This is a genomic window from Mycetohabitans sp. B2 (assembly GCF_021733735.1).
In the GTDB taxonomy this organism is placed as follows: domain Bacteria; phylum Pseudomonadota; class Gammaproteobacteria; order Burkholderiales; family Burkholderiaceae; genus Mycetohabitans; species Mycetohabitans rhizoxinica.
In genome coordinates, this window is sequence record NZ_JAHKSP010000058.1 from 20349 (window position 1) to 41697 (window position 21349).

Below are 21349 nucleotides of genomic sequence, written 5' to 3' on the forward strand. Positions count from 1 at the left end.
GCATGGTTGGTATGCGTGCCAATTGATGTTCCGATGCAGCCTGTGCGGGCTGACTGATGCAACGCTGCTTATGTTTGGCCACGGTAAAGCCTTCAACTAAGATGGGATGTCAACAAAAGTTGCGACTCGTTGTCACCAGTGAACCCAGTAAATGCGACAGATCCACCAGGCGCTGGGCGACTAAATGGGTCACCTCGCCTTGCCGTTGCCAGACGCCATAGACGGCAAGCAGCGACGCACCCAGCGCCTCCTTGCGCTGGCGCTCTAGTAGTGACGGCCAAATAATCACGTTCGTGTGGCCGCTCTCGTCTTCAAGCGTCACAAACAGCACGCCTTTTGCCGTGCCGGGGCGCTGGCGCACCGTCACCAGGCCGCACGCGCGCGCCAGTTGCCCGTCGCGATAGCGTTGCAAGACTACGGCCGGCAGCAAGCGACGCTGAAGTAATTGTGCGCGCAGCAGCGCCAGCGGATGCCGCTCGAGCGTCAGGCCCAGCGCGCGATAGTCGTGCGCAATGGCTTGCCCCGGCGTGAGCGGCGCAAACGCCGGTGTCACATCGTCATCGCTAGCTGCACGCAGCAGATCCTTGTCAGGCACCGCGGCGAGCGCGTGCCACAACGCCGCGCGGCGATTGCCCGCAAGGCTCGCCAGTGCGTTGGCGCTGGCTAAAGCCTGCAGATCGCGCCGCGTAAGCTGCGCGCGCCGCGCCAGATCCGTCACATCTGCAAAGGGCCGCACCGCACGGGCCAGTTCGATGCGCGCGGCCGCGTCCTCTGCCAAGCCGCGGATCAGCGACAGGCCCAGCCGCACCGGCGCCTCAAGACTGTGTCCTTGCAGCGTGCTGTCCCAGTCGCTTATGGTCACATCCACTGGCAGCACCTTAACGCCATGCCGGCGCGCATCCTGCACCAGTTGTGACGGCGTATAAAAGCCCATCGGTTGGCTGTTCAGCAGCGCGCATAGAAACGCGGCCGGCGCATGACATTTGAGCCACGCGCTCACGTACACAAGCAGCGCGAAGCTGGCCGCATGACTTTCCGGAAAGCCATACTCACCAAAACCTTGGATCTGCGCGAAGATTGATTCGGCGAACGCCCGATCGTAGCCGCGCGTGACCATGCCGTGCACGATGCGCTCGTAATACTGCTCAAGGCCGCCTTGGCTGCGCCAAGCGGCCATGGCACGGCGCAATTGATCTGCTTCCCCCGCAGTAAAGCCGGCGGCCAGCATCGCCACTTGCATCACTTGCTCTTGAAAAATCGGCACCCCGAGCGTGCGCGCTAGCGCCGTTCGCATCGCTTCACTCGGGTACGTGACGGGCTCCACGCCTTCGCGCCGACGCAGATACGGGTGCACCATGCCGCCTTGCACCGGACCGGGGCGCACGATCGCCACTTCGATAACCAAGTCGTAAAAGCAGCGCGGGCGCAGGCGGGGCAACATGCTCATCTGCGCACGCGATTCGATCTGGAATACGCCGACAGTATCGGCACGGCTGATCATCTCGTAGGTGGCCGCATCCTCGGCGGGGATATCGTGCAGCTCAAACGGCTCGCCGCGCTGGTGAGCAACGAGTGCCAGCGCGCGCCGGATCACCGACAGCATGCCCAGCGCCAGAATGTCGATTTTCAGCAGCCCCAGCGCGTCGATGTCGTTCTTATCCCATTGAATCACCGAACGATCAGGCATCGCCGCGGACTCAATTGGCACGAGCCGGCTGAGTTTGCCGCGGCTGATTACAAAGCCACCGCTGTGCTGCGACAAGTGCCGGGGAAATCCAAGCAACGTGGCCGCAAGCGTCGCCCATTGCTCAATGATCGGTGCGCACGTGTCCAGCCCCGCGTCTTCAAAGCGCTTGAGCAGCTGTGCGCTCGTGTCGAACCACTGGTGCGATTTCGCGACGCGATCGACAATCAGCGGATCGATGCCCAGCGCCTTGCCCGCGTCTCGTAGCGCGCTGCGCGGCCGATAGGTGGTCACCGCCGCCGTGAGCGCCGCGCGCTCGCGTCCATACTTGCGATACAGGTACTGGATGACTTCTTCGCGACGTTGGTGCTCAAAGTCGATGTCGATGTCCGGGGGCTCGTTGCGCTCACGACTCACGAAGCGCTCAAAGAGCAGATTTGAGCGCGCCGGATCCACTTCTGTGATACCGAGGCAGTAGCACACGGCGGAATTGGCCGCCGAGCCCCGGCCTTGACAAAGAATGCCTTGGCTGCGCGCAAAGTGCACGATGTCGTACACCGTTAAAAAGTACGGCTCGTAGCGCAACGTCGCAATCAGCGCCAGTTCGTGCTCAAGCTGCTGCTGCACCGTCATCGGTATTCCGTTTGGGAAGCGCCGGTGCGCGCCTAAATAGGCCTGCTCACGCAAATACGTCGTTGCCGAATGGCCGTTGGGAACAAGCTCTTCCGGGTATTCATAGCGCAGTTCATCCAACGAAAAGGTGCATTGGCGGGCCAGATGAACGGTGGCCTCCAGCGTGTCGCGCGGGTACACATTGGCCAGCCGCAGTCGTGCACGCAAGTGCTGCTGCGCATTGGGCGCCAAATGGTAGCCACATGCCGACACGCTCTGACCCAGCCGAATCGCGGTGACCACATCTTGCAGCGGCTTACGCGAGCGCACGTGCATGCGCACCGCCCCAGTGGCCACCACCCGCACACCATGTCGGGCCGCCACGCGTTGCACGACTCCGCGGTGCAGATCGTCCATCGCCTGCGCGTGCAACGTGAGCGCGACGGCTATGCGTGAGCCAAAGTGTGGCGCGGCCCACGTCAGCTGCGCTTCGTGCGCCGGATAGTCCGGATGGAGAATCACCAGACAATGCGACAACGCGCACCCATGCCGATCAACTGCGTCAGCGTGGGCGAGGTCATCGCAGGACAACCGATACGTGCCTTTGTCGCCGCGCATGCGGCCGAGCGTGATGAACTCGCACAGATTGCCATAGCCGTCGCGATTCATAGCCAGCGCGCTCAGGGCCATGGCAGGGGCAGCCTGGCCTTGGGCTAAGCGAAACTGCGCGCCTACGATCAGCGGCAGCCCCACCTTTTTCGCTTCCAAATGCGCGCGCACGACACCGGCCACCGAGCACTCGTCGGTGATGGCAAGCGCCGTGTAACCGAGTTGCGCGGCGCGGGCGACCAACTCCTCGGGATGCGATGCACCGTACAGGAACGAAAAATTCGACGCACATTGCAACTCCGCATACTCGGGCAGCGAAGCGTTTGCTGGCTTCTCCATCGGATTAGCCAAACAAGCCGTGCAAGAACCAGCGTAGCGTGCTGTGCTCGCGCGCGCCGATCCATTCACAATAGACCCAGTAGTACACCGACTCGGCAGACTGCGCGACGTAATAGTCGCGCACGACCCCTTGCTGATCATGCCAGCCCGCTTCAATGCGCTCGGCCGGTGACACCAGACGCAGCGGCGTGCCGTAAAATGGCCGGTGGTCTCGCACCATCAACTCAAGGGGCTCCTTTAGTAGCCACACGGGACGCGGCAACGCGGGCGGCTCGCCTGCCGCCTGGCGCAATGCATCCAGGGGCACCCAGCGGGCGGCCACCTCCGGGCGATGATCGGCAAGCGGCTGCGCATAAAGCACGTTCTCGCGGCCCAAACGCGCGGTCAGCAACTCAAGCAATCTCGCATGGTCGGTCGGTGTGCCGCCCGGCTCGGGAAAGAGCGTGTCACTGTGCGGCTGCGCAGCGCGCACCTCTTGGGTGAGCAGCCGCAACGCGATGACCGGCGCGACGAGCGGGGTACGCGCGAACCGCTCTTTGAGCAACCGCACCAGGTGCGCGTCGTGCCAAGTCGGCTCGGCCAGCGCGATGTCCAGCACGCTGGGCGTGAGCGGCGCTCGGCCACGCTCGTGCTCCAGCCTCACTGTCAGGCGCACCACCACCAGCTGTTGCGCGATCAGCCACCCGGTCATCTGCACAAGCAGTCGGCGCGCAGCAAACAGCAGCGCGTCAGTCTGTTCAATGCGCTCCGGCAGCTCAATACGCGCATCAAATTGGGGCGGCACCTGCAGCCACGCATACCCTTCGGGTGCCAAGCCGCGCGCGCGGTCAAGCGCTTCGAGCAGTGCCGTGCCGCACCGCTTGTTCAGGCCCGCACGCGGTAGACGGCACACGTCGGCAATCGTGCGGCAGCCTAAGCCGTCGAACCAATCAGCGTAGCGTCGCGCGGACGGCAGTACGTTCAACGGCCGGCGTCCGAGCACACGTTCCAACGATTCTAATGACAGCGCATAGCCGCCTCCGGAGCGCGCCAACAGCCACGCTGCATAGCCGGTGGGCGCCACCGCCCACTGAGCCGACACGCACAGCGCGTCAATGAGCGCGCGCGCATCGCGGCGCAGTGCCCGGATACCCCGAAAAAGCCGCAGGCTTGCGCTCACGTCCAGCAGCACGCACGCCTCGTCGGTCACCACGACATGAGGGGTAAAGCGCAGCATCGCCATCCCGACGCTGTGCTGTAGCGCCGCTTCGCGTAGGCGATCACGCTCGTGCACGCGCACGTGCGGTGCAAGCGCCAGCACGCCGCCGCGGCGCATGCCGGCGCGAATGCCCAGCATGCGTGCCCTTTCATCGCAATGCGCGACGCGGTCTTGCTCCAGCACCACGCACCCACGCGCGTCAGGCGGATACCCACGCGGGTGAAACACTTCGAGTAGCAGGTAAGGCAGATGCACGCCGATCCACACGGCCATGGCAACTTAATAAGATGGGAGAAGGAATGAGCGGGATATCGAGGGGCGTGTCATGCGTCGGACCACGACGCTTCAGTAGCGTCACCTGCACGCCTGCACTGGCGGGCGCGAGCGCCACACGCAGTGGCGCGGGCGAAGCACTGCGCGACGCGCACAGCGGCCGCAGCAAGAAAAAGAGCGCCGCGCCGCGCTGGGCGGCCAGGTGCAGCCGGCGCAGCACGTCGGCGGATACGCTAGTAAGCCAAAGCAGCACCGCGCCGCATGAGCCGGTGCGCAGCGCCTGTTCGGCCGCCCAGCACGCATCGGCCGTCTTCGGCGCACGCAGCACACACCAGTGGATACTGTCCAGGCCCCAATAGCGCAGCGCTAATGGTTGCACGGTGTGCGGCGGATTGATTAATACGATGGCACGCGGTTGCAGTGTGCGCAGCGCCGGCGCGAGCAAGCGTAACTCGCCAATACCGGGTTGCGAAATAAGCAGCTCAATTAGCGCACCTTGCGGCCAGCCGCCACCGGGCAACTCGGCATTGAGCGTGGTGTAGCCGGTATCGATGCGGCGCTCGCTCGCGCGCGCAAGTTCAGCGCCCCGCCACAGCGTCGGGTGCAGTGACTGGGGCGAAAAGGGCAAAGCTTGACCCATGGAAAACGAAATACTGTATGGATATACAGGTATACTATATCGATAGAAGACGCTTTTTATCTGGCACGAATTAATAAACCGACCGATATCGCACAACCTATGGCGTGAGGTGTTACGGGAAAGCGTCATGGGGGCGCAACGCATCAAAGGCGCTATAGTGTCGTGGTGGTTCGCCACGCATGTGAGCCGTGGACGCAGACCGCGCGGTGCCAACGCTGTCTACTTGCTAAACTAAAAAACAATGGTCGTGGTTTGCCAACGAGGACGAAGCTGACGAATGACTCAAGAACCGAGCATAACGCTCAATGGAACACACCTGACCACCGGGCAAGCGATGACGGTGCGCGTTGCGCTGCAAGCGTTCGGCGCGCTGCTGTCAGAGCCGTACCCACTGGGGCGAGACGAGCGCAACCTGGCACTGACCGAGCTATATCGAGATCGGCTTCGCGAAATTGTGCAGCTGCTGCAGACGTAAGCCACTGAAAAGCGGCTGTTGAGTCACCGATGAGCCAAAACGCGCAGTCAGTCGGTCGATGATGCTGGCTCTCGCCGGGCGGATTAGGCTTAGACGAGCGTCACGTTGAAGATCTGTAGCGCACTTGCGGCACCCGCAGTGAAAGGGGCGCGAACAACTACCCCGACACGCTCGGCTACGGCCCGCAGTTCGAAGCCATCGTGAAGGCATGGCGTCCCGAGCTTGTGAAAGAGTGGACATAGTCTGAGACTATCGACCAGAAGACCCAACCCGACTTGTGAAAGTCGGCGCGATTACGCCGCGACTTCTTATACCTTCAGAGTTGTTGAACAAGACGTTGAGCAAACAGGAACAGTTGTGATTACCAACACAGGCTCACGTCCGCGACGAACGCGCCAAACTGGCGCCTGAACCACGACTTAACCTTGACCCTGCCCTGCCACCGTTGATATGGTCGGAAGGATCCAACTGACCCAAAGCCGTTGATCGCGCCGGGTGGCAGTCGCTGTCACCGGTCAGTTGTCGATTGGATAAGGGCGCGAATGGGGCGGCAATAACATCACAACAGCCAATCATCTTTGAGAAGGCGAAGGTATGCGAGTTTGAAGCAACCCTGCCAAGCCGACTTCTCTACTCACGGTCCGCGGCATCGCAGAGAAGCATAACTTTGTAAGCTCTTTCATCTGGGATCTAGAGCGGAACGATTCTCTTTATCTTTTTTATTTTACTAATGATATCGCAACGCGATCTATTGGAAAGGGCTTGCTACGTGCACAGGTGTGTCCACGGGTACCCGCTTTCATGCGGCCTTTATGTAAAGATTGTGTAATAAATTTCTCTATCTTTACCAACGACCTATGCGAAATGGACAAGCTTCGCGCGCTCCAAGCTACGTGTGTACGGTGCGGTCCGGGATGGTGGAATGTAACTCAACCTGCACCATCACTTATTCGCTCCGCACGTTGTTTCGGCTGCGTGCTGCTTACCATTGCCAGCTTCACACGAGCTTCTTCAGCAGTGTGCGTTACCAACAGACGATGTAATAGCTGCTGCATATGGGCATAGCACTATCCGCCAAGAACATGGCGTTTACAGCCCATCGCTGTGCTCAGTTTCCCACTTTTAGCTAACCTGCCGTGCGGCTTCGCTTCGTACCGCGCCGTTTCTTGTTATCGATTGCCGAGCTTACCGATGGACTTTGATCTGAATGCCGCTTTGAACGACTACCAAGTCTACATGCGTGCGTTGGAGTCGTGCCCGCAAGCTGCTGCGTCGGCCCCCCCGCCGACATTGAGACCAGCAAGCGGTGGACTGGCGAGCCCGTCGGCCAGCCGGCCCACGACCTATCATGACCTGCCGTCCGAACTGATTCAGCAGATCGGTGACTACGTGCCCGTTCAAGACGTGGAGAATTTTTCAGCAGTCGATCGTCGTACGTATCATGCGATGCACAGTCGGCGCGTAGTCCACCGCTACTGGCAACGAGCCAACCAAGTCGTCAGTCTCGCGTCAGTCAACCAGCTGCTCAATGAGATGGAGGGCACGCTCGCCGATCCGGCGCAGCACGTCGAGCCGATTGAGGCGTTGCGCCAGCGGTTGGAAGCGTTGCCGTATCGCGAGCGCGGCGAAGCCTTCAAGCGCATGTACGCGGCGGCGCAGCGCATTCCGAAGGATGGCGTACAGATACAAAAAGCGCTGTTGTTGCACTCATTGCGCGATTTTCATTGGAGCCATCGGGATGAATTATTCGACTTCGCTTACGCGATGGCGCAGCGGCGTGCGCCCGAGGAGGACAATGTCTGGACGGAACTCGCTGACAGTTTGGAGTCGTTGTTGTTTGGCTCAGCTGAGTTTGTCGAGCGTTATCAGGCGCTCGTGGCTCGGCTTGGGTCCTTGAGGGTGTCCGAGCAAGCGGAGCTGATCCCGGTATTGTGTCTGCGAATGATTCACTTTGGGGGAGGCGACGACCGCCTCCCTGGGCTGTATGCGGTGTTACGCGAACACGCGTTGCAGCTGCCGCCCTCTCATCAAGGCGCATCGGTTGGCATGTTAGCAAGTTTCATATTGTTTTTGCCGCAAGCGGAGCAGCTCGCACAGTACACGCAGCTGCGTGATGTGGCGCTGTCGCTACCTGACGAGCAGTTGAGCGTTGCGCTAAGCTATCTTCCAGAGGGGTTGACGCATTTACCGCGCGAGCACCACGCACACGAACTCCAGTTACTGGAGCCGGCATTGCTGCGCGTATTGCCGGCGCAGCGCGCACAGGTCGCACTCGGCCTACTAATGTGCACCGACAATCTGGACGATGCACTGGTAAAGTGGATCTGGCAGCAGAGCTTGAGCCTACTGAATGGCGCGGGCGAAGCCGCCTTATGCGACGTGCTTAGCAGACTTCGGTTCGAGGGTTCGCTAAATAACTTAGACGATCGTCAATGGAATATAGCGAGGAGTGAAATCACCCGCTTTATGGAAACCAACCAGTTCTCTGAGCCGGCCCGGGCGCGAATCCAGGACAGTGTACCTTGGTTCAGAAGTGCGCCACATTAATCTGCGGCTGAACCCGCATGTGGATAGCGTCGAGCAGAATGGCCGGCGCATTGACTCAGGTTTTTTGCTATCGGGCGGAGCCTGTTGCCTCATGTAATGTGTTACCCGTCAGAATGCTAGCGGGGCGACTGATGGCGGGCAGGCTCAGCATGAGAACACGACGAGAATTGATAGAGGCGGTCGGCGAGCGGTACCGCCGTTCTGATCGGAGCGCGTGTTGAGTTCGGCGTCGGTGCCGCAGGCAACCAAACGCAGACTACGTGCTCAGTTTCGAGCGCTCGATCCACTGGAGCTTTTGAGTCGAATGCGCGAAGCGCAGCAGCACATCGCACAATGTAGGGAATCCGGCACGATGCCGACGCAGGCAACCACACCGGCTCGTGCTCCCCTTGCGGATTTCCTGGCGAGCCTTGGGACAGCGTGGCAGGAAGGCGAGGTAAGACCAACGCATCATCGAAAGGCGCGCGTGCCTCACACTTGGCGCAGCCGGGAAGATCCATTCGAGCATACGTGGCCGACGATACAGCAATGGCTGGAAACCGAGCCCGGCATCACGGCCAAGAAGCTACATGAGCGTCTCGTCACCATGGCACCGGCAATGTATTCCAGCACACAGCTACGTACCCTGCAGCGCCGTGTGAAGGCATGGCGATTAGACCGCGCCAGAGAACTGGTAGCCAGAATACTTGGCGATGCCGACGCGATGAAGGCTGGCGCTGCGTAGCAGCGCCAGCCTTCATCGAAAAATAATTGGAGAGTGACAATTACCCGGGAGTAACATCATCCCATGAGGCAATAGGCCGGCCAAGATGTTTGTCGCTGTCGACCGCATGCTTCGTTTATCCGGGGGATCTTTCGTGAGTCGGACAGGGCGATGCCAATTCACCGCCTACATTCGAGTGGTGAGCCACCACCCTAAATAGGAGTTACGATGGACCATCGGATACCCCTCTCTTCCATTAATGTAGGCGCTAGCACATCGTCCGCGCCACCCAGCATTTCGCAGCGCTCAACGGCTCCCTTGCAGGGAACCCCTCGATCTACTTCCTCGGCGCTCTCGGGGCTGTGTTGCCTAAGCCGAAGCTCAAGCACTGAAACCAATGGGTCTGTCTCAGCGGAAGAGACTCAAGGACAATCGATCGGTCAGTCAGTGCTCTCTGGGGTGCACAGTTGTATAACAAGTTGCTTGCCGAGTTTGGGACCGAATCTTTCCAACTTGACACCAGAACAGCGTAGCGAGTACTACTGCAATCTGGCAGCGGATTATGCCAGGCGTTCCGCAGAACGCGATTCGAATGGTGATCCACTGCATAAAAAAGAAAATGAAGCCTTGACGAGTAAAGGCAACGTATGCTGGGATGCGGTCAAGGACTGTGCGTTTAAAGCAGGGGTCATCCCTAAAAATCGGTATAAATCGGTGGATGCTAAGACAGATTTGGTCACATTGTCCGATACACGGATAAACAATGCCAATGAATTGAGAAACGTGCCACCCGGACACACTCTCGGCTTCTTCGCAGCTAAACAAACCAAAGAAGCCAAACCCCGCCACATAGAAGTAGAAAGCGAGCCTTTCCACGTGATGCTTACCACGGGTGACAATAAAGCCGCCGGACATAAAAATAAGTGCATTGAAATCGGCAATCCTAGCGGCTGGGAAGAGCTTGATTTGAGCCAATTGAAATGGCATGAAGGGTACTTTATCGCCAGCCCTAATGCGAAGGGTAAAGAGTTTGACCCGAACCAGCTAAAGCCATTTCATGGCATCTTTAAAATTAAGGACACTGACATCGTGTACCGGCCTTTTATCGTCACCCATAGGCCCATTAGCGAAGCCGGCAAGCAACCGAGCACCGAAGCCTCCACCTCGGCGCAAGTGTGATGATCGAGCGTGCGGATTTCGGTGATGGTGATCAGCCGTTTCGGCGAACGTGATCAGTTTGGAAGGTGGTGTTGCGCGGTCAATGAATTATAACGAAGGTGATCATGATCAGGATGCGGAGGATTGCTTGGCACTGGTCTTTCGCATCGATTCACCCTTCAATGGCAGCTTGTGGGCCTGATGGACGAGCCGATCGAGGATCGCGTCGGCAAGCGTCGGGTCCTGCAACCATGCGTGCCAGTGTTCCAGTGGTAGTTGGCTGGTAATGATCGTGGAGCGGGTGCCAACGCGATCGTCGAGTACTTCAAGTAGATCATTTCGGGCGGTCTGATCTAGATCCTGCAGCCCCCAGTCGTCGAGCAGCAAGACGTCCATCTTGGCGAGCTGCGCGAGCTGCCGCGTGAAGCTGCCGTCGCCATGGGCGATCTTCAATTCCTCGAACAGGCGGGCAACACGGACGTACGACACAGAGAATCCTTGTCGGCAGGCCTGTTGCCCGAACGCACAAGCGATCCACGTTTTCCCAGCGCCGGTTGGCCCCGTCAGGATGAGGTTCTGCGCATTGCGGATCCAGTCGCAGCTGGCGAGTGCAGCAACGACGCTCTTGTCGATACCGCGGCTCTGCCGGTACTCGATGTCCTCGATGCAGGCTTGGGAATTCTTGAGTTTGGCAGACTTCAGCAGCCGTTCGAGCCGCCGTGTATCGCGCCAGGCGAGTTCGTTCGACGACTATGCCGAAGCGCTCTTCGAACGACAGGCTGGCGCTGGCGGTCAACGCCGCCTGTTCCTCAAACGCGCGAGCCATGCCGTCGAGCTTCAGGGATTTGAGCTGGGTTAAGGTTTGCTGCATCAACATCGCGACCTCCTTCGGTCAGTGGTAATAGTCGGGTCCGCGCACGTTCTCGTGATCGGGCGCATGCCATTCGGTGAGAGAAATCGGGAGCATCGGCTGTCGGTCCAGATCGGATTCAAGGATCGACAGCATGGATCGACGGGTTGGCGAACCGATCACGAGTGCCCGCTGGCAGGCGGCTTCCAGCCGGTCCTTGCCGTACTTGCGCGAGAGCGACAGCAGTCCGAGGCACGCGCGGTACCCCATCTCGGGGTGCGGCCGGTTGGTCAGCAAGTGTTTGGCGATCGCCTCGGCACCGGGACCGATGCAGGCGCCCCAGTTCAGCAATCTCTTGGGCGTCCATTCCATGTGGGCGCGGTGCGCCGCCGGCATGTGTTCGGGCAACGTCGTATGCTTGTTCCGGAGTCTACTGCGGACGTGAGCGGCAACGCGTTTGCCACGGTGCAAGATCTCGACACCGTGGCGGGTGACGCGGGCGTAGACCTCTTGACGCACGAGGCTGTGCGCAACGCTGTAATAGTGGTGATCGACTTCGACGTGGTAGTCGATGTTGACGCGGCACTTCACGAAGTTCGCGATCTCGTATCGACGGGTCGGCAACGGGCGCAGCGCCGCTCTGTCGAGCCGCTCGAACCATTCGCGGCGGTTGCCGTCGAGCTTCTTGAACGGCCGTTGGTTCAGATCGGCGATCAGCTGGCCGATCGCCTTGTTCAGTTCGGCCAGGCTGTAGAACCGGTGATTGCGAAGCCGTGCGAGGATCCAGCGCTCTACGATCTGTACGCCGACCTCGACCTTCGCCTTGTCCTGCGGTTTGCACGGTCGCGCCGGCAACATGGCGCTCGCGTAGTGGTTCACGAAGTCCTGCGTGGTGTTGCCCAGCACCGGTTCGTAGCGATCGGCTTTGGCGATCAGCGCCTTGGGGTTGTCGGGCACCAGCAGCTCGGGAACGCCGCCGTAGAATTCCATCGCGTCGATCAGGCTGCCGATCCAGTCGGACATCGTCTCGGAACGCGTCGCACATGCGTACGTGTAGTTCGACGCGCCGAGCACGGCCACGAAGACGTGCGCTTTGAACGCGACACCGCCATCGCGACTGAGGACCAACACGGTTTGCCCAGCGAAGTCGGCGAACAGCTTCTCGCCGGCACGGTGCTGTTGGCGCATCGAGCGCTTCAGCACTGCGGCCCAGTCCTTGTATCGCTGGCAGAACTGCGTATAGCGGTAGGTGCGCTGGCCGGGGTGGGCCTCAACGTATTCTTCCCAGAGCAGTTGCAACGTCACGCCCTTACGGCGCAGGTCACGGTGCATCGCCGCGTAGTCCGGTTCAACCCTTCGGGTCGAGACCGCCGTCTGCGCAGGCAGCTCCAACCTGATCTCGAGCTCGTCGTCGGCGAGCGCTTCGACGGCAGCCCAGTCGAGGCCCGCCGCGCTGGCGCGTGCGGCGTATGCCGAGATGGCGCCGACACTGATGCCGATCGCCCGGCTGATCTGGCGGTGCGATAGGCATCACGCCCACTTCAGCCGCAGTACTTCCTTCAGTTTGCGCATGCTCATCCGATGTGCCGGCATCAACCTGTCCCCTAAAAAGAGACAAGGCTAACGCCCGTCGTTGATCATATGCGCAACACCACCGCCGAGCCGGAGCGGCCATCTCATTTCGTTCGCGTGATCAGCTGTTTCGGTTCGCTCCGGGAACGTGATCACCCGTTTCGGCAAGATGATCGCTCGTTTCGGGAACCGGTGATCAGCGATCACCATCGATCGGAACCACTGATCACTTTCAACCGAAATTGCTGATCACGTTCGCCGAAATACGCAATCGAGCGGCGCTGGCGGCCACTCACGGCAAGCTGCATGGCTTACCGTGCAACACGGTTGCATATCTTGGTGGAAGTGCTGATTGGGAAGTCCAGCTGATGCTCCAGATTTGTTCCGCAAAGCCGCAGATACCCCAGGCAGGATAAGGATTTATAGTCTGCGCCTCAAACTCGATTGCGGAACGGTTTTTTCGTAAACGGATGATATCTATAGAATTCTCGGGAACCTCAAGAACCGAGCTGGCAAGCGATGACAGTACGTGTTGCGCTGCAAGTGTTCGGCGCGCTGCTGTCAAAGCCGTCCCCCCTCGGGCGCAGTGAGCGCAAGCTAGCACTATACCGAACTCGGCTTCGTGAAATTGTGCAGCTGCTGCAGACGTAAGCCACTGAAAAGCGGCTGTCGAGTCACCGATGAGCCAAAACGCGCAGTCAGTCGGTCGATGATGCTGGCTCTCGCCGGGCGGATTAGGCTTTGACGAGCATCACGTTCGTTCGCCATGGGCCAAGTCTTGCCTTTTTGGCACCGTCACTGCAACCCACCCTGTTCACTATTTCGCAGCGTAATCGCCTTGGCTCACTCGCCGAGGCGATGGTGACTGATTCAAAGCTAGACACCATACTTATTTTTTACCATAATGATCATTATGGTCAATGTGGCAATGAAGGGTGCGATGATTACCGAAGTCAATGCCGTGAATTTCCGACAAAATTTGGGCGAAATGCTCAATCAGGTACAGTATCGCAACGACAGTATCGTTATTAATAAGGACGGCAAGCCGGTCGCAGCGCTCGTCGACGCCGAATTATTCGCCCGCATCCGGCGTATGCAGGACCGCTTCGATGCGCTTAGCAGCCGAATCGCCGAAGCCTATGCCGGCGTGCCGGTTCAGGAAGGTCAGGCGGAGATTGATGCCGCGGTGGCCGCTGAGCGGAAGCGGTGCTGATGGCTGGTTTACGTGTTGTGCTTGATACTAATGTGCTGGTATCGGGCTTGGCTTACCCGAGCAGCGTGCCTGGGCGCATCGTTGCGGCTTGGCGCCAAGGCGGGTTGGAGGTGGCACTGTCGCACTACATCTTAGACGAGATGGTCCGGGTTCTACCGCGGTTGCCTAGGGTAGGCATGACACCGGCGCAAATTCGCGACCTAGCCGATAGTTTTATGTTATTAGCCGATGTAGTCGAGCCAGAAGGCGCGCAAGACGCAAGTTTGCGCGATTCCGCTGATCAGCCCGTATTACTTACGCTGCTGGCAGCGAAAGTGCAGTATCTCATTACAGGGAACAAAGATTTGTTGGCGCTGGCGGATCGATATCCCATCGTCACGCCGGCGGATTTTTGGAGGCGCCATGGGACCTAATTGAAATCGGCTGGTAATGCAAATTCTAGAACGCACGACCTGTAGCTACCTTTTATGCCGACAGTCAAACGGAGCACCGTATCCTTCGTAAAAAAGGTATTCGTATTGAAATAGGGCAGATTTCGTCTCGCTCGCTCAGCCGCGCCAGCGTTGATATGTCAGCGCCGTAGTTTTTCGGCTCATGTATTGATTCGGCACGCTCGCGCGGTGCCTTCGGGGGGCCGCGACAAGTATGTTTTCCAGCTCAGCCCAGCGATGGCACTTCGCATAAGCTGTCGCCCCAAATTGTCCACGTCAATTCTTTAGTCATGTACCAGCCGCCAAATCGCCATAGTACATCCGACCACAGCGACCAGATAGCAAAAAACTTGCGCTGACACCGTCCCAGTAAGGCGCGCCTGAATGCCACTGATGCACAGCCCGAGACAGCTGACGACATAATTCACTATTTGAACCCATGCTGCAATCGTAACCCCGAGCGACGACATAAGCAGCAACACTAGGATCGGCATGATGCTCATACCTAACGGCCAAATCCATTGGCCATTTCTACTGAACCAAGATTCTGGTGCATTCGACATTTTCATAGTCCCTCCTCACTGTTCCCACAACGTATTCGCAGCATAGGCGTGTGAGTCCCGAGAAACTGTTTGCTGGAAGCACAAATGGTGGACGGCGCCCAAACTCCGATCCTTCTGTGGTTGCTTAAGCGTATAGGTTGCCACCCGACGACTCCGCCCCAGATAGCAACATGCCTTGCGTTGCGATAGCCTCCGCCGAGCCAGCACTTCCAGCGCTTCGCGCCGGCCAGCCGGCCCACGACATATCATGACCTGCCGCCCGAACTGATTGAGCAGATCGGTGACTACGTGCCCGTGCAAGAGGTGGGAAATTTTTCAGCAGTCGATCGTCGTACGTACCATGCGATGCACAGTCGGCGCGTAGTCTACCGCTACTGGCAACGAGCCAACCAGCCATGAACCTCGCGTCAGTCCTCAGGAGCCTCAAGAACCGAGCGGGCAAGCGATGCCAGTACGTGTTGCACTGTAAGTATTCGGCGCGCTGCTGTCAATACCTTCCCCCTCGGGCGAAGTGAGCGCAAGCTAGACTAGACCGAACTCGGCTTCGTGAATTGCACAGTTACTGCAGGCGTAAGCGACTAAAAATTGGTTGGCTCGCTCTCGCCGTGGCAGATTAGGTTTAGACGAACGTCACGTTCGCTCACCATGGGCTGGGCCTTACCTTTTCGGCGCCGTCACTGCAACCACCTTTCATTATTTCGCAGCGCGATCGCTTTGGCTCGCTGCCGAGGCGATGGTAACCGGTTCGGAGCTAGACACCATTATCAGTTAGCGCCGGTTCAACGCGCGAGTACGAAGCAACGAGCGGATGCCGCCCCAAAAGCTATCGGATAAAAACTGCCGGCACTATGCCAACGACATCAGTTCCGGTAGCGGCATAGGGCGGCGACTTAATCGTCGTCGGCTGACGCTAGATACCAGCCTCTGCGCCAAGCCGACGCAACGCACCAAAGGCCTACCGCGCCAGTTACAATTGGGAACCACGGATAGAGCGTGCCCGCGAGTGATTCGAAAGGCATATTAGCCGGTGTGTGTACATGCGATCGCCAGAAGCCGAACGCGCACACAAGCATGGCTATGCCAAAGAAAAAGCGAAGCCAGTAAAATTTTATGACGAAGATCAGTGTTTTCATGATAAAAGCCATTTTTCTAGAAAGAGCAAACTCTCGTAGAGCACCAGCCAGCAGCATGAGATTGCACAGTTGATGCTAATCTACATGAGGTCAGCAAGTGAGGCGGCACATATTTGCCGTACGCTGTTAATCACGGTGCCTGAGCGATGTTGACGTAAGCAGAAGAGCTGGGACCATGGTGTTGTATCTTCATCGGCTCCTGTTTAGCACTTGGTTCCAATCACTACTTAAACAGCTTCATAGGAAATGCCCAGCCTGTGCATGACATCCACATTGTCGGCTATACGACATGCTTATTAGCGAGGTCGTGTGATTGTTCATGCCGTGTCGTAGAATATCAACCATAAAACATAATTGTTTTACATTGAAATTGGTAAGTCAACCGGAAAATACGGTTTTTTATAAATATTGCCTCGTGTCCTCAAAGATGAGATGTGGATATCCCGTCAACGCCGAGCCAAGATCATCGCCAGCGCGCGGCGGTCCGAAAGGCAGCGCAGCAGCCTACAACCTCAAGAGCGGGCCGGCTTGTTGCAATGGATTGGGCGGTTGCCCATTTAGTACACGAGCCATATGCCCTCATTGATGTCTGATTAGCGGTCCATGTCACGCGCGTGCTCACGCGCCGGTTCTTTGCCCTGTTCATAAACTTGGCTTTTTTTACTGTCGTACTGGATGGCCACCTTTTCGTCGGCGCACACTTCACGGTCGAGATGAGCCTTCTCATAGCGCACGGCCACCATGTCGGATACCTGCACCAGGGCATGATGCGAGGATGTGGCAACCACCTGGCCTTTAAAGTCCTGCTTTATTTGGCCAGCATCTCGGACTATAAGGCCCCGTTGTCCTGCAGCCATATCAATCACACGGCGCGACTCGTCCAGGGCCACATTGCCTTTGGGCACCTGCCCGCGGTGAAGCTGCTCGGACAATTGTGCGCGGGCGTTGAGGTAGGACGTTTCAAGGTCGTTTTGCGATACCTGCGCGACCCGGCTCTGCTTGATATCGTGGAGCTGCTTGTAGGCGCCGTCTAGCTCAGGATGCCTGGCCAAGGCCTCGCGCTTGGTCAGCTGGTCGAAAGCCTGTGCACGCTGATATGTTTCGCTGCGCTCAAACCGCGCCAAGTCGGCACGCGCGGCCTCGAGCTTGGCGGCCAACTCGTCGCGGTCGGTCGGCACGGGGCGCAACGTGCGATCCTGCTCGGGCCGGCTTACTTGCGCATAAGTGCGACTTGGTGGATTTTCATTGCCGCCCATGGCCTTCCCGTCCGCGACCATGCGTAGGGTATCGGCCACGTTGTCGCGGTAGCGCCCGCGTTGACTAGCCAAGGCGTTGATTTGCTCCAGCACCGATACGTAATCGCAGCGCTCATCGTAGGTCCAGTCTCTCGCACGTTCCTGCTCCAACACCTGAACAGCCTCGGGCGCTTTCTGCCAGTCGCCGCGTTCTTGCAAATTTTCGTAAATGGGCCGCTGGTCGGCGTCATAGACACGCACGGCGTCCACTAGCTTCTCGTGCTCCAAGGCACGCACCGATTCAACGATACCAGTGTAGGCGTTATCGTGCTGCTCCTCGTTCACGAAGCGGCCAGTGCCGCGCTCGGCCACTTGTTCCTCAAAGCGCAACCGGGCTCGCGCAAGCGATGTTTTGGCATTGACGGCCATGACGCGAGCCTCGACCTTGTAGCCTGCATCTTTAAGTCGGTGCGTTAGATCACGGATGCTCTCCGGGCTACGCATGGTGCCGTCAATCACTAAGTTGCGCCGATTCTCAGCGGCCACGATGGTCAGCCGGGTTGCCCACTCGCCTGCTTCCTTGTGCGTGCGATCGGCTGCGTGCTGCGGATCTTCGCGAGAAAGCTGCTTATAGCGGGGGTTTTCCTCGCGCATCCGGTCAGCATCGATAATCACGGCACCGCCGCTGCTGCTTAGCTCGCGGATCGCTTCAGCGGCCAGCACAGACTTGCCAGAGCCCGGCTGGCCGCCCAACATGATCACCTTGGGTTGTTTCTGGGCCTGGGTTCTCACCAGAGCATCACGTTCTACGTCTTTGTAAGCGCTTTCCACCGTATACTTGGACGTTTCGCCGGGCATCGTTTCCCTCCGTCCTCAGTAGCCGTACAGTTCGCGGGCCTGCGGGGCGTACTGCTGGATAACGCGCTCGATAACCTCGGGTTCCCTTGGGTCAAGTTCGTCGCGCAGTGCGCGCAGCGCATCCTTGTCCTGCAGGGCGCGCTCAATAGCCGCCTCGTCGGGCACCGGCCTGTCGCGCTCGGCCGCAATGGCCTCAGAATGGTGGGCAATAATGGCGCCTAGCACGTCCAGCGCCACCTCGTAGCGAACGCCAGTACGGCTGAATAGTTGCTTGGTCATACTCGAGACTCCAGCGATAGTTTAAGATTGTTACTTGATATGCGTCAGCCACAGAGCACTGTGCAGCAAGCAGTAGGTTAGACAATGGCGCTTAAGTAAGCGAGCCTAGACTTGCCCACAAAACACCGTCACGCCCCAAGTTAACCTGCTCGGTGGTGGACGATGATCATGGCTTCCATGTGCAACATGAGCAAGAAATACCAAACACGCGCACGGCGACCAAAAGCCACAGCAGCGGCATTGGGACCTCAGCTCATCCGCTGCACCCTATTCCAGGCGCCGGCGACATACGGCGCCACCACTGCTCACGCCTGCGCGAGCAACGCGTCTACTGGCAGATTGCTCATGTGATTCTGCAGTCAATGAGTTGCGGGAGCGTAGTGATCGCAATGTCCAGGCCCCAGCGTCGGCGAGCGATTCCTTGGCGAATCCTAGGAGTATCCCTAGCGACATTCCTTGCTAGATTAAACCATATATTTTAATTTATACAGTAAGCGTCGTCTCAAGGCCGCATTGACGTTCAGAATTTGACTTCGAAAAGCCGTTGATTTGCGAGGTCGAGATCGAACGCATCGGGATCGAAGCTCCCGCCGCACCACTTGAGGAAGTGGTTATGTTCCTCATGCGAGGGATCGATGATTGCATCGAGGAAGTCGATGTATCCGGGGGCTCCGCCGACGTCCTCCGGCGGGCATGCGTTGCGTCCGTCTAGGCACAAAGGCGAGCGAAGTTGCGCATTGGCGGGCAACGCCTTTTCGACCTTGATGCGATGCTGCCAGTTGTCGCCGTAGTCGTAAATGTAGGTGAATGACTTCAGCTCGCCCAACGCTTTGACCAGTGTGACCCTGGCTTCATCCAGCATCGGCGGATCGCTCGGGTAGTCGAGGTCCGGTTCGCCGTAGTGGGTATCGCAGAACACAAATTCATGCGCATGGCCGCCTTCCCATCCCATCGCTAGTAGCAATACGACGTGAAGCTTTCGTAGCCTAATTGAACCCGGCACCACGATTCGCCGCCAGATTGCCGGTTTGATGTGCTGCAGCTCGATACGCAGCACATAGTCGGGGGCTGGCGAGGTGATGGAGCGTAAGGCGCTTTTGCGAGCTAGGGCCATTGGAGTCGCTCTCATGCGGCTTGCTGCTCGACGTGCTCCGTTGGCACCACGCGCCATGGAAGTAACTCGTCGATGCGGTTGATGGGATGATCGGCGACGCGCTCGAACACCGCGCGCAGGTAAGCAAATGGCTCGACACCATTCAGGCGTGCCGTTCCGATCAAGCTATAGATCACCGCCGCGCTGTGGCCTCCTGCGTCCGAGCCTGCGAACAGATAGTTGCGCCTGCCCAGCACGAGTGGCCGGATAGCTCGCTCAGCGGTGTTATTGTCTACTTCGATGCGTCCGTCTTCGCAGTACCGCGTGAGCGCTCGCCAATGCGTCAGCGAGTACTTGATCGCCTTGGCCAGACCAGACTTCACCGAGATTTGCGACAGTGTATGTTCAAGCCAGGCCTTCAGACTGAGGAGCAAAGACTTGCAGCGTTGCTGACGAACTGATAGACGGTCGTCGGGCGTCTGGCCGCGAATTTCGCGCTCAACGGCGTATAAGGCGCCGATTCGGCGCAGTGCTTCCTCGGCGATTGGAGAGCGGTCTAACTCGTACAGATCGTAGAATTTACGACGAGCGTGCGCCCAGCACGCAGCCTCGACGATCGTGCCGTCGCGATACAGCGCGTCATACCCGCTATAGGCATCTGCTTGCAGGATTCCGCTGTAGCCCACCAGATGTTCGCGTGGTCTCTCGCCCTTGCGGTCAGCAGAGTACCGATACCAAACGGCGGGCGGTGCGCGACTTCCGGCGGGACGCTCGTCCCTCACGTAGGTCCACAATCGTGCTGTGCGCGTTTTTCCACGCCCCGGCTCCAGTACAGGCACAGGTGTGTCATCGGTATGAATCTTTTCGCCTTCGCGCACGTAGCGTCCCAGTGCATCAGCCAACGGCTGTAGCAACTTAGCCGCCTCACGTACCCACGAGGCCAGTGTTGCACGATCCAGTTCAATGCCGGCACGTCGATAGATACCCGCTTGCCGATACAACGGAGTGTGATCAGCGTACTTGGCGACGACCACCTGGGCGAGTAGTCCAGCACCAGCCATGCCTCGTGTAATCGGCCTTGAAGGAGCAGCCTCCTGAACCACCGTCGCACAACGCGAGCAACTGAACTTGGGCCGTACGTGACGCAGGACTTTAAAGTAGCCCGGCACGTAGTCGAGCATTTCGGACACATCCTCGCCGAGCGCGCGCATCTTTGCACCGCACTGCGGGCAGCCGCAATTCGTCGGCGTATGCACGATCATCTCGCGCGGCAGATGGGCGGGCAATTGCCTTGGTTTGCGGCGCAGGGGAATAACCTTTGGTATGCCCGTCGCCTCAAGGCCTGCGTCTTTGTCAGGCAGCTTTGCCGTGGCAGGAACGTCAAAGTCTTGTTCGGGTATCGGCAGATCGCAAAGTGCGAGCTGCAACTGGCCCGTCAATCCCGCTACGCGCTTGGATGAACGCCCGTACTGCCAGCGTTTCAAGCGTGCGATCTCGGCCAGCAGTCGCGCAATGGTTTCGTCGCGCGAGGCGACGATGCGCTTTAGTGCGTCGATGTCATCGGGCAGATGGCTGGCTGGCATACTCGGCAGTGTAAAGCATGCTCGTGTACTTGTGAGTGCCGGAACACCACCTCATGCGGCGTGTGTGGGCTGCCACGTTCGTTCGGGGTGACGCCAATCGATGCCCTCCAGAAGCATGGAGAGTTGGGCCGGCGAGAGGTGGACGCTGCCCGAATTCGCTTGCGGCCATACAAAGCGTCCTCGCTCCAGACGCTTCGCATACAGGTTCATGCCGTCGCCGCTCCACCATAGGACTTTGACAAGGTCACCGAGCCACACGACATTCAACATACCGTTTGCAAGTGGCGATCATCGCGTATCC

Annotated in this window: 16 protein-coding genes and 4 pseudogenes; 8 read left to right on the forward strand and 12 right to left on the reverse strand. The window is 58.8% G+C overall.

What is annotated here, in order from left to right; genetic code table 11:
- Nucleotides 1–109: 109 nt before the first annotated feature.
- Genes KPG66_RS13780 through imuA form a run of 3 tightly spaced genes read right to left on the reverse strand, consistent with a single transcriptional unit; the run spans nucleotide 110 to nucleotide 5355 of the window.
- A complete protein-coding gene (locus KPG66_RS13780) occupies nucleotides 110–3244 on the reverse strand; it encodes an error-prone DNA polymerase (protein ID WP_041755121.1) in 3135 nt (1044 codons plus the stop codon).
- Between the two features lie 4 nt (nucleotides 3245–3248).
- Nucleotides 3249–4715, reverse strand: a complete 1467-nt coding sequence (locus tag KPG66_RS13785; RefSeq protein ID WP_013436740.1) for a Y-family DNA polymerase — start codon at nucleotides 4713–4715, stop codon at nucleotides 3249–3251.
- Nucleotides 4642–5355, reverse strand: a complete 714-nt coding sequence (gene imuA / locus KPG66_RS13790) for a translesion DNA synthesis-associated protein ImuA (RefSeq protein WP_041755120.1) — start codon at nucleotides 5353–5355, stop codon at nucleotides 4642–4644. The genes KPG66_RS13785 and imuA overlap by 74 nt, the downstream gene beginning before the upstream one ends.
- A 277-nt stretch (nucleotides 5356–5632) precedes the next feature.
- Between imuA and KPG66_RS13795 the strand changes: the two genes are divergently transcribed.
- The 5 genes and pseudogenes from KPG66_RS13795 to KPG66_RS13810 all read left to right on the forward strand — a co-directional run bounded on the left by KPG66_RS13795 (nucleotide 5633) and on the right by KPG66_RS13810 (nucleotide 10259).
- Entirely contained in the window at nucleotides 5633–5830 is a 198-nt protein-coding gene (locus KPG66_RS13795) for a hypothetical protein (protein WP_157864642.1), read from the forward strand.
- 152 nt (nucleotides 5831–5982) lie between these two features.
- Nucleotides 5983–6072: pseudogene (locus KPG66_RS18065) on the forward strand (DUF7673 family protein); the annotation flags it as partial.
- Between the two features lie 949 nt (nucleotides 6073–7021).
- Entirely contained in the window at nucleotides 7022–8377 is a 1356-nt protein-coding gene (locus KPG66_RS13800) for a hypothetical protein (RefSeq protein WP_237071182.1), read from the forward strand.
- Nucleotides 8378–8594: 217 nt separating this feature from the next.
- Nucleotides 8595–9101, forward strand: a complete 507-nt coding sequence (locus KPG66_RS13805) for a hypothetical protein (protein ID WP_237071183.1) — start codon at nucleotides 8595–8597, stop codon at nucleotides 9099–9101.
- A gap of 492 nt (nucleotides 9102–9593) precedes the next feature.
- Complete coding sequence (locus KPG66_RS13810; protein ID WP_237071184.1) at nucleotides 9594–10259, forward strand: hypothetical protein; 666 nt, start codon at nucleotides 9594–9596, stop codon at nucleotides 10257–10259.
- 108 nt (nucleotides 10260–10367) lie between these two features.
- Here the strand turns inward: KPG66_RS13810 and istB are convergent.
- A pseudogene (gene istB, locus KPG66_RS13815) lies at nucleotides 10368–11115 on the reverse strand (IS21-like element ISBmu3 family helper ATPase IstB).
- 15 nt (nucleotides 11116–11130) lie between these two features.
- A pseudogene (istA, locus tag KPG66_RS13820) lies at nucleotides 11131–12681 on the reverse strand (IS21 family transposase).
- 498 nt (nucleotides 12682–13179) lie between these two features.
- Between istA and KPG66_RS17605 the strand changes: the two are divergent.
- From KPG66_RS17605 to KPG66_RS13830, 3 genes are all read left to right on the forward strand, one after another.
- Nucleotides 13180–13311, forward strand: a complete 132-nt coding sequence (locus KPG66_RS17605) for a hypothetical protein (RefSeq protein ID WP_013436729.1) — start codon at nucleotides 13180–13182, stop codon at nucleotides 13309–13311.
- A gap of 337 nt (nucleotides 13312–13648) precedes the next feature.
- Nucleotides 13649–13873 carry a type II toxin-antitoxin system prevent-host-death family antitoxin gene (locus KPG66_RS13825; protein ID WP_237071191.1) on the forward strand — a complete coding sequence of 75 codons (225 nt, stop codon included), beginning with the start codon at nucleotides 13649–13651 and terminating at the stop codon, nucleotides 13871–13873.
- Nucleotides 13873–14286 carry a putative toxin-antitoxin system toxin component, PIN family gene (locus KPG66_RS13830; RefSeq protein ID WP_237071192.1) on the forward strand — a complete coding sequence of 138 codons (414 nt, stop codon included), beginning with the start codon at nucleotides 13873–13875 and terminating at the stop codon, nucleotides 14284–14286. The genes KPG66_RS13825 and KPG66_RS13830 overlap by 1 nt, the downstream gene beginning before the upstream one ends.
- Before the next feature lie 302 nt (nucleotides 14287–14588).
- Here the strand turns inward: KPG66_RS13830 and KPG66_RS13835 are convergent, their stop codons facing one another.
- From KPG66_RS13835 to tnpB, 7 genes and pseudogenes are all read right to left on the reverse strand, one after another.
- Nucleotides 14589–14873, reverse strand: a complete 285-nt coding sequence (locus KPG66_RS13835) for a hypothetical protein (protein WP_237071185.1) — start codon at nucleotides 14871–14873, stop codon at nucleotides 14589–14591.
- Between the two features lie 90 nt (nucleotides 14874–14963).
- A pseudogene (locus tag KPG66_RS13840) lies at nucleotides 14964–15155 on the reverse strand (IS3-like element ISBcen23 family transposase); the annotation flags it as partial.
- A 1438-nt stretch (nucleotides 15156–16593) separates the two neighbouring features.
- The gene (locus KPG66_RS13850) at nucleotides 16594–18093 is read right to left on the reverse strand and encodes a zeta toxin family protein (RefSeq protein ID WP_237071186.1); all 1500 of its coding nucleotides are present in this window, start codon (nucleotides 18091–18093) and stop codon (nucleotides 16594–16596) included.
- A gap of 15 nt (nucleotides 18094–18108) precedes the next feature.
- Entirely contained in the window at nucleotides 18109–18372 is a 264-nt protein-coding gene (locus KPG66_RS13855) for a hypothetical protein (protein ID WP_237071187.1), read from the reverse strand.
- 520 nt (nucleotides 18373–18892) lie between these two features.
- Entirely contained in the window at nucleotides 18893–19486 is a 594-nt protein-coding gene (locus KPG66_RS13860; RefSeq protein ID WP_237071188.1) for a plasmid pRiA4b ORF-3 family protein, read from the reverse strand.
- Between the two features lie 11 nt (nucleotides 19487–19497).
- Nucleotides 19498–21048, reverse strand: coding sequence for an IS66 family transposase (gene tnpC / locus KPG66_RS13865; protein ID WP_237071189.1), 1551 nt, complete (start codon nucleotides 21046–21048; stop codon nucleotides 19498–19500).
- 51 nt (nucleotides 21049–21099) lie between these two features.
- Nucleotides 21100–21318, reverse strand: coding sequence for an IS66 family insertion sequence element accessory protein TnpB (gene tnpB / locus KPG66_RS13870; RefSeq protein WP_442929446.1), 219 nt, complete (start codon nucleotides 21316–21318; stop codon nucleotides 21100–21102).
- Nucleotides 21319–21349 lie beyond the last annotated feature (31 nt).

Coding starts and splice junctions, on each gene's coding strand:
- imuA (WP_041755120.1), bottom strand. CDS start 5,355: ATGGGTCAAGCTTTGCCCTTTTCGCCCCAGTCACTGCACCCGACGCTG.
- KPG66_RS13855 (WP_237071187.1), bottom strand. CDS start 18,372: ATGACCAAGCAACTATTCAGCCGTACTGGCGTTCGCTACGAGGTGGCG.
- KPG66_RS13830 (WP_237071192.1), top strand. CDS start 13,873: ATGGCTGGTTTACGTGTTGTGCTTGATACTAATGTGCTGGTATCGGGC.
- KPG66_RS13780 (WP_041755121.1), bottom strand. CDS start 3,244: ATGGAGAAGCCAGCAAACGCTTCGCTGCCCGAGTATGCGGAGTTGCAA.
- KPG66_RS13800 (WP_237071182.1), top strand. CDS start 7,022: ATGGACTTTGATCTGAATGCCGCTTTGAACGACTACCAAGTCTACATG.
- KPG66_RS17605 (WP_013436729.1), top strand. CDS start 13,180: ATGACAGTACGTGTTGCGCTGCAAGTGTTCGGCGCGCTGCTGTCAAAG.
- tnpB (WP_442929446.1), bottom strand. CDS start 21,318: ATGTTGAATGTCGTGTGGCTCGGTGACCTTGTCAAAGTCCTATGGTGG.
- tnpC (WP_237071189.1), bottom strand. CDS start 21,048: ATGCCAGCCAGCCATCTGCCCGATGACATCGACGCACTAAAGCGCATC.
- KPG66_RS13795 (WP_157864642.1), top strand. CDS start 5,633: ATGACTCAAGAACCGAGCATAACGCTCAATGGAACACACCTGACCACC.
- KPG66_RS13850 (WP_237071186.1), bottom strand. CDS start 18,093: ATGCCCGGCGAAACGTCCAAGTATACGGTGGAAAGCGCTTACAAAGAC.
- KPG66_RS13860 (WP_237071188.1), bottom strand. CDS start 19,486: ATGGCCCTAGCTCGCAAAAGCGCCTTACGCTCCATCACCTCGCCAGCC.
- KPG66_RS13825 (WP_237071191.1), top strand. CDS start 13,649: ATGCTCAATCAGGTACAGTATCGCAACGACAGTATCGTTATTAATAAG.
- KPG66_RS13785 (WP_013436740.1), bottom strand. CDS start 4,715: ATGGCCGTGTGGATCGGCGTGCATCTGCCTTACCTGCTACTCGAAGTG.
- KPG66_RS13835 (WP_237071185.1), bottom strand. CDS start 14,873: ATGAAAATGTCGAATGCACCAGAATCTTGGTTCAGTAGAAATGGCCAA.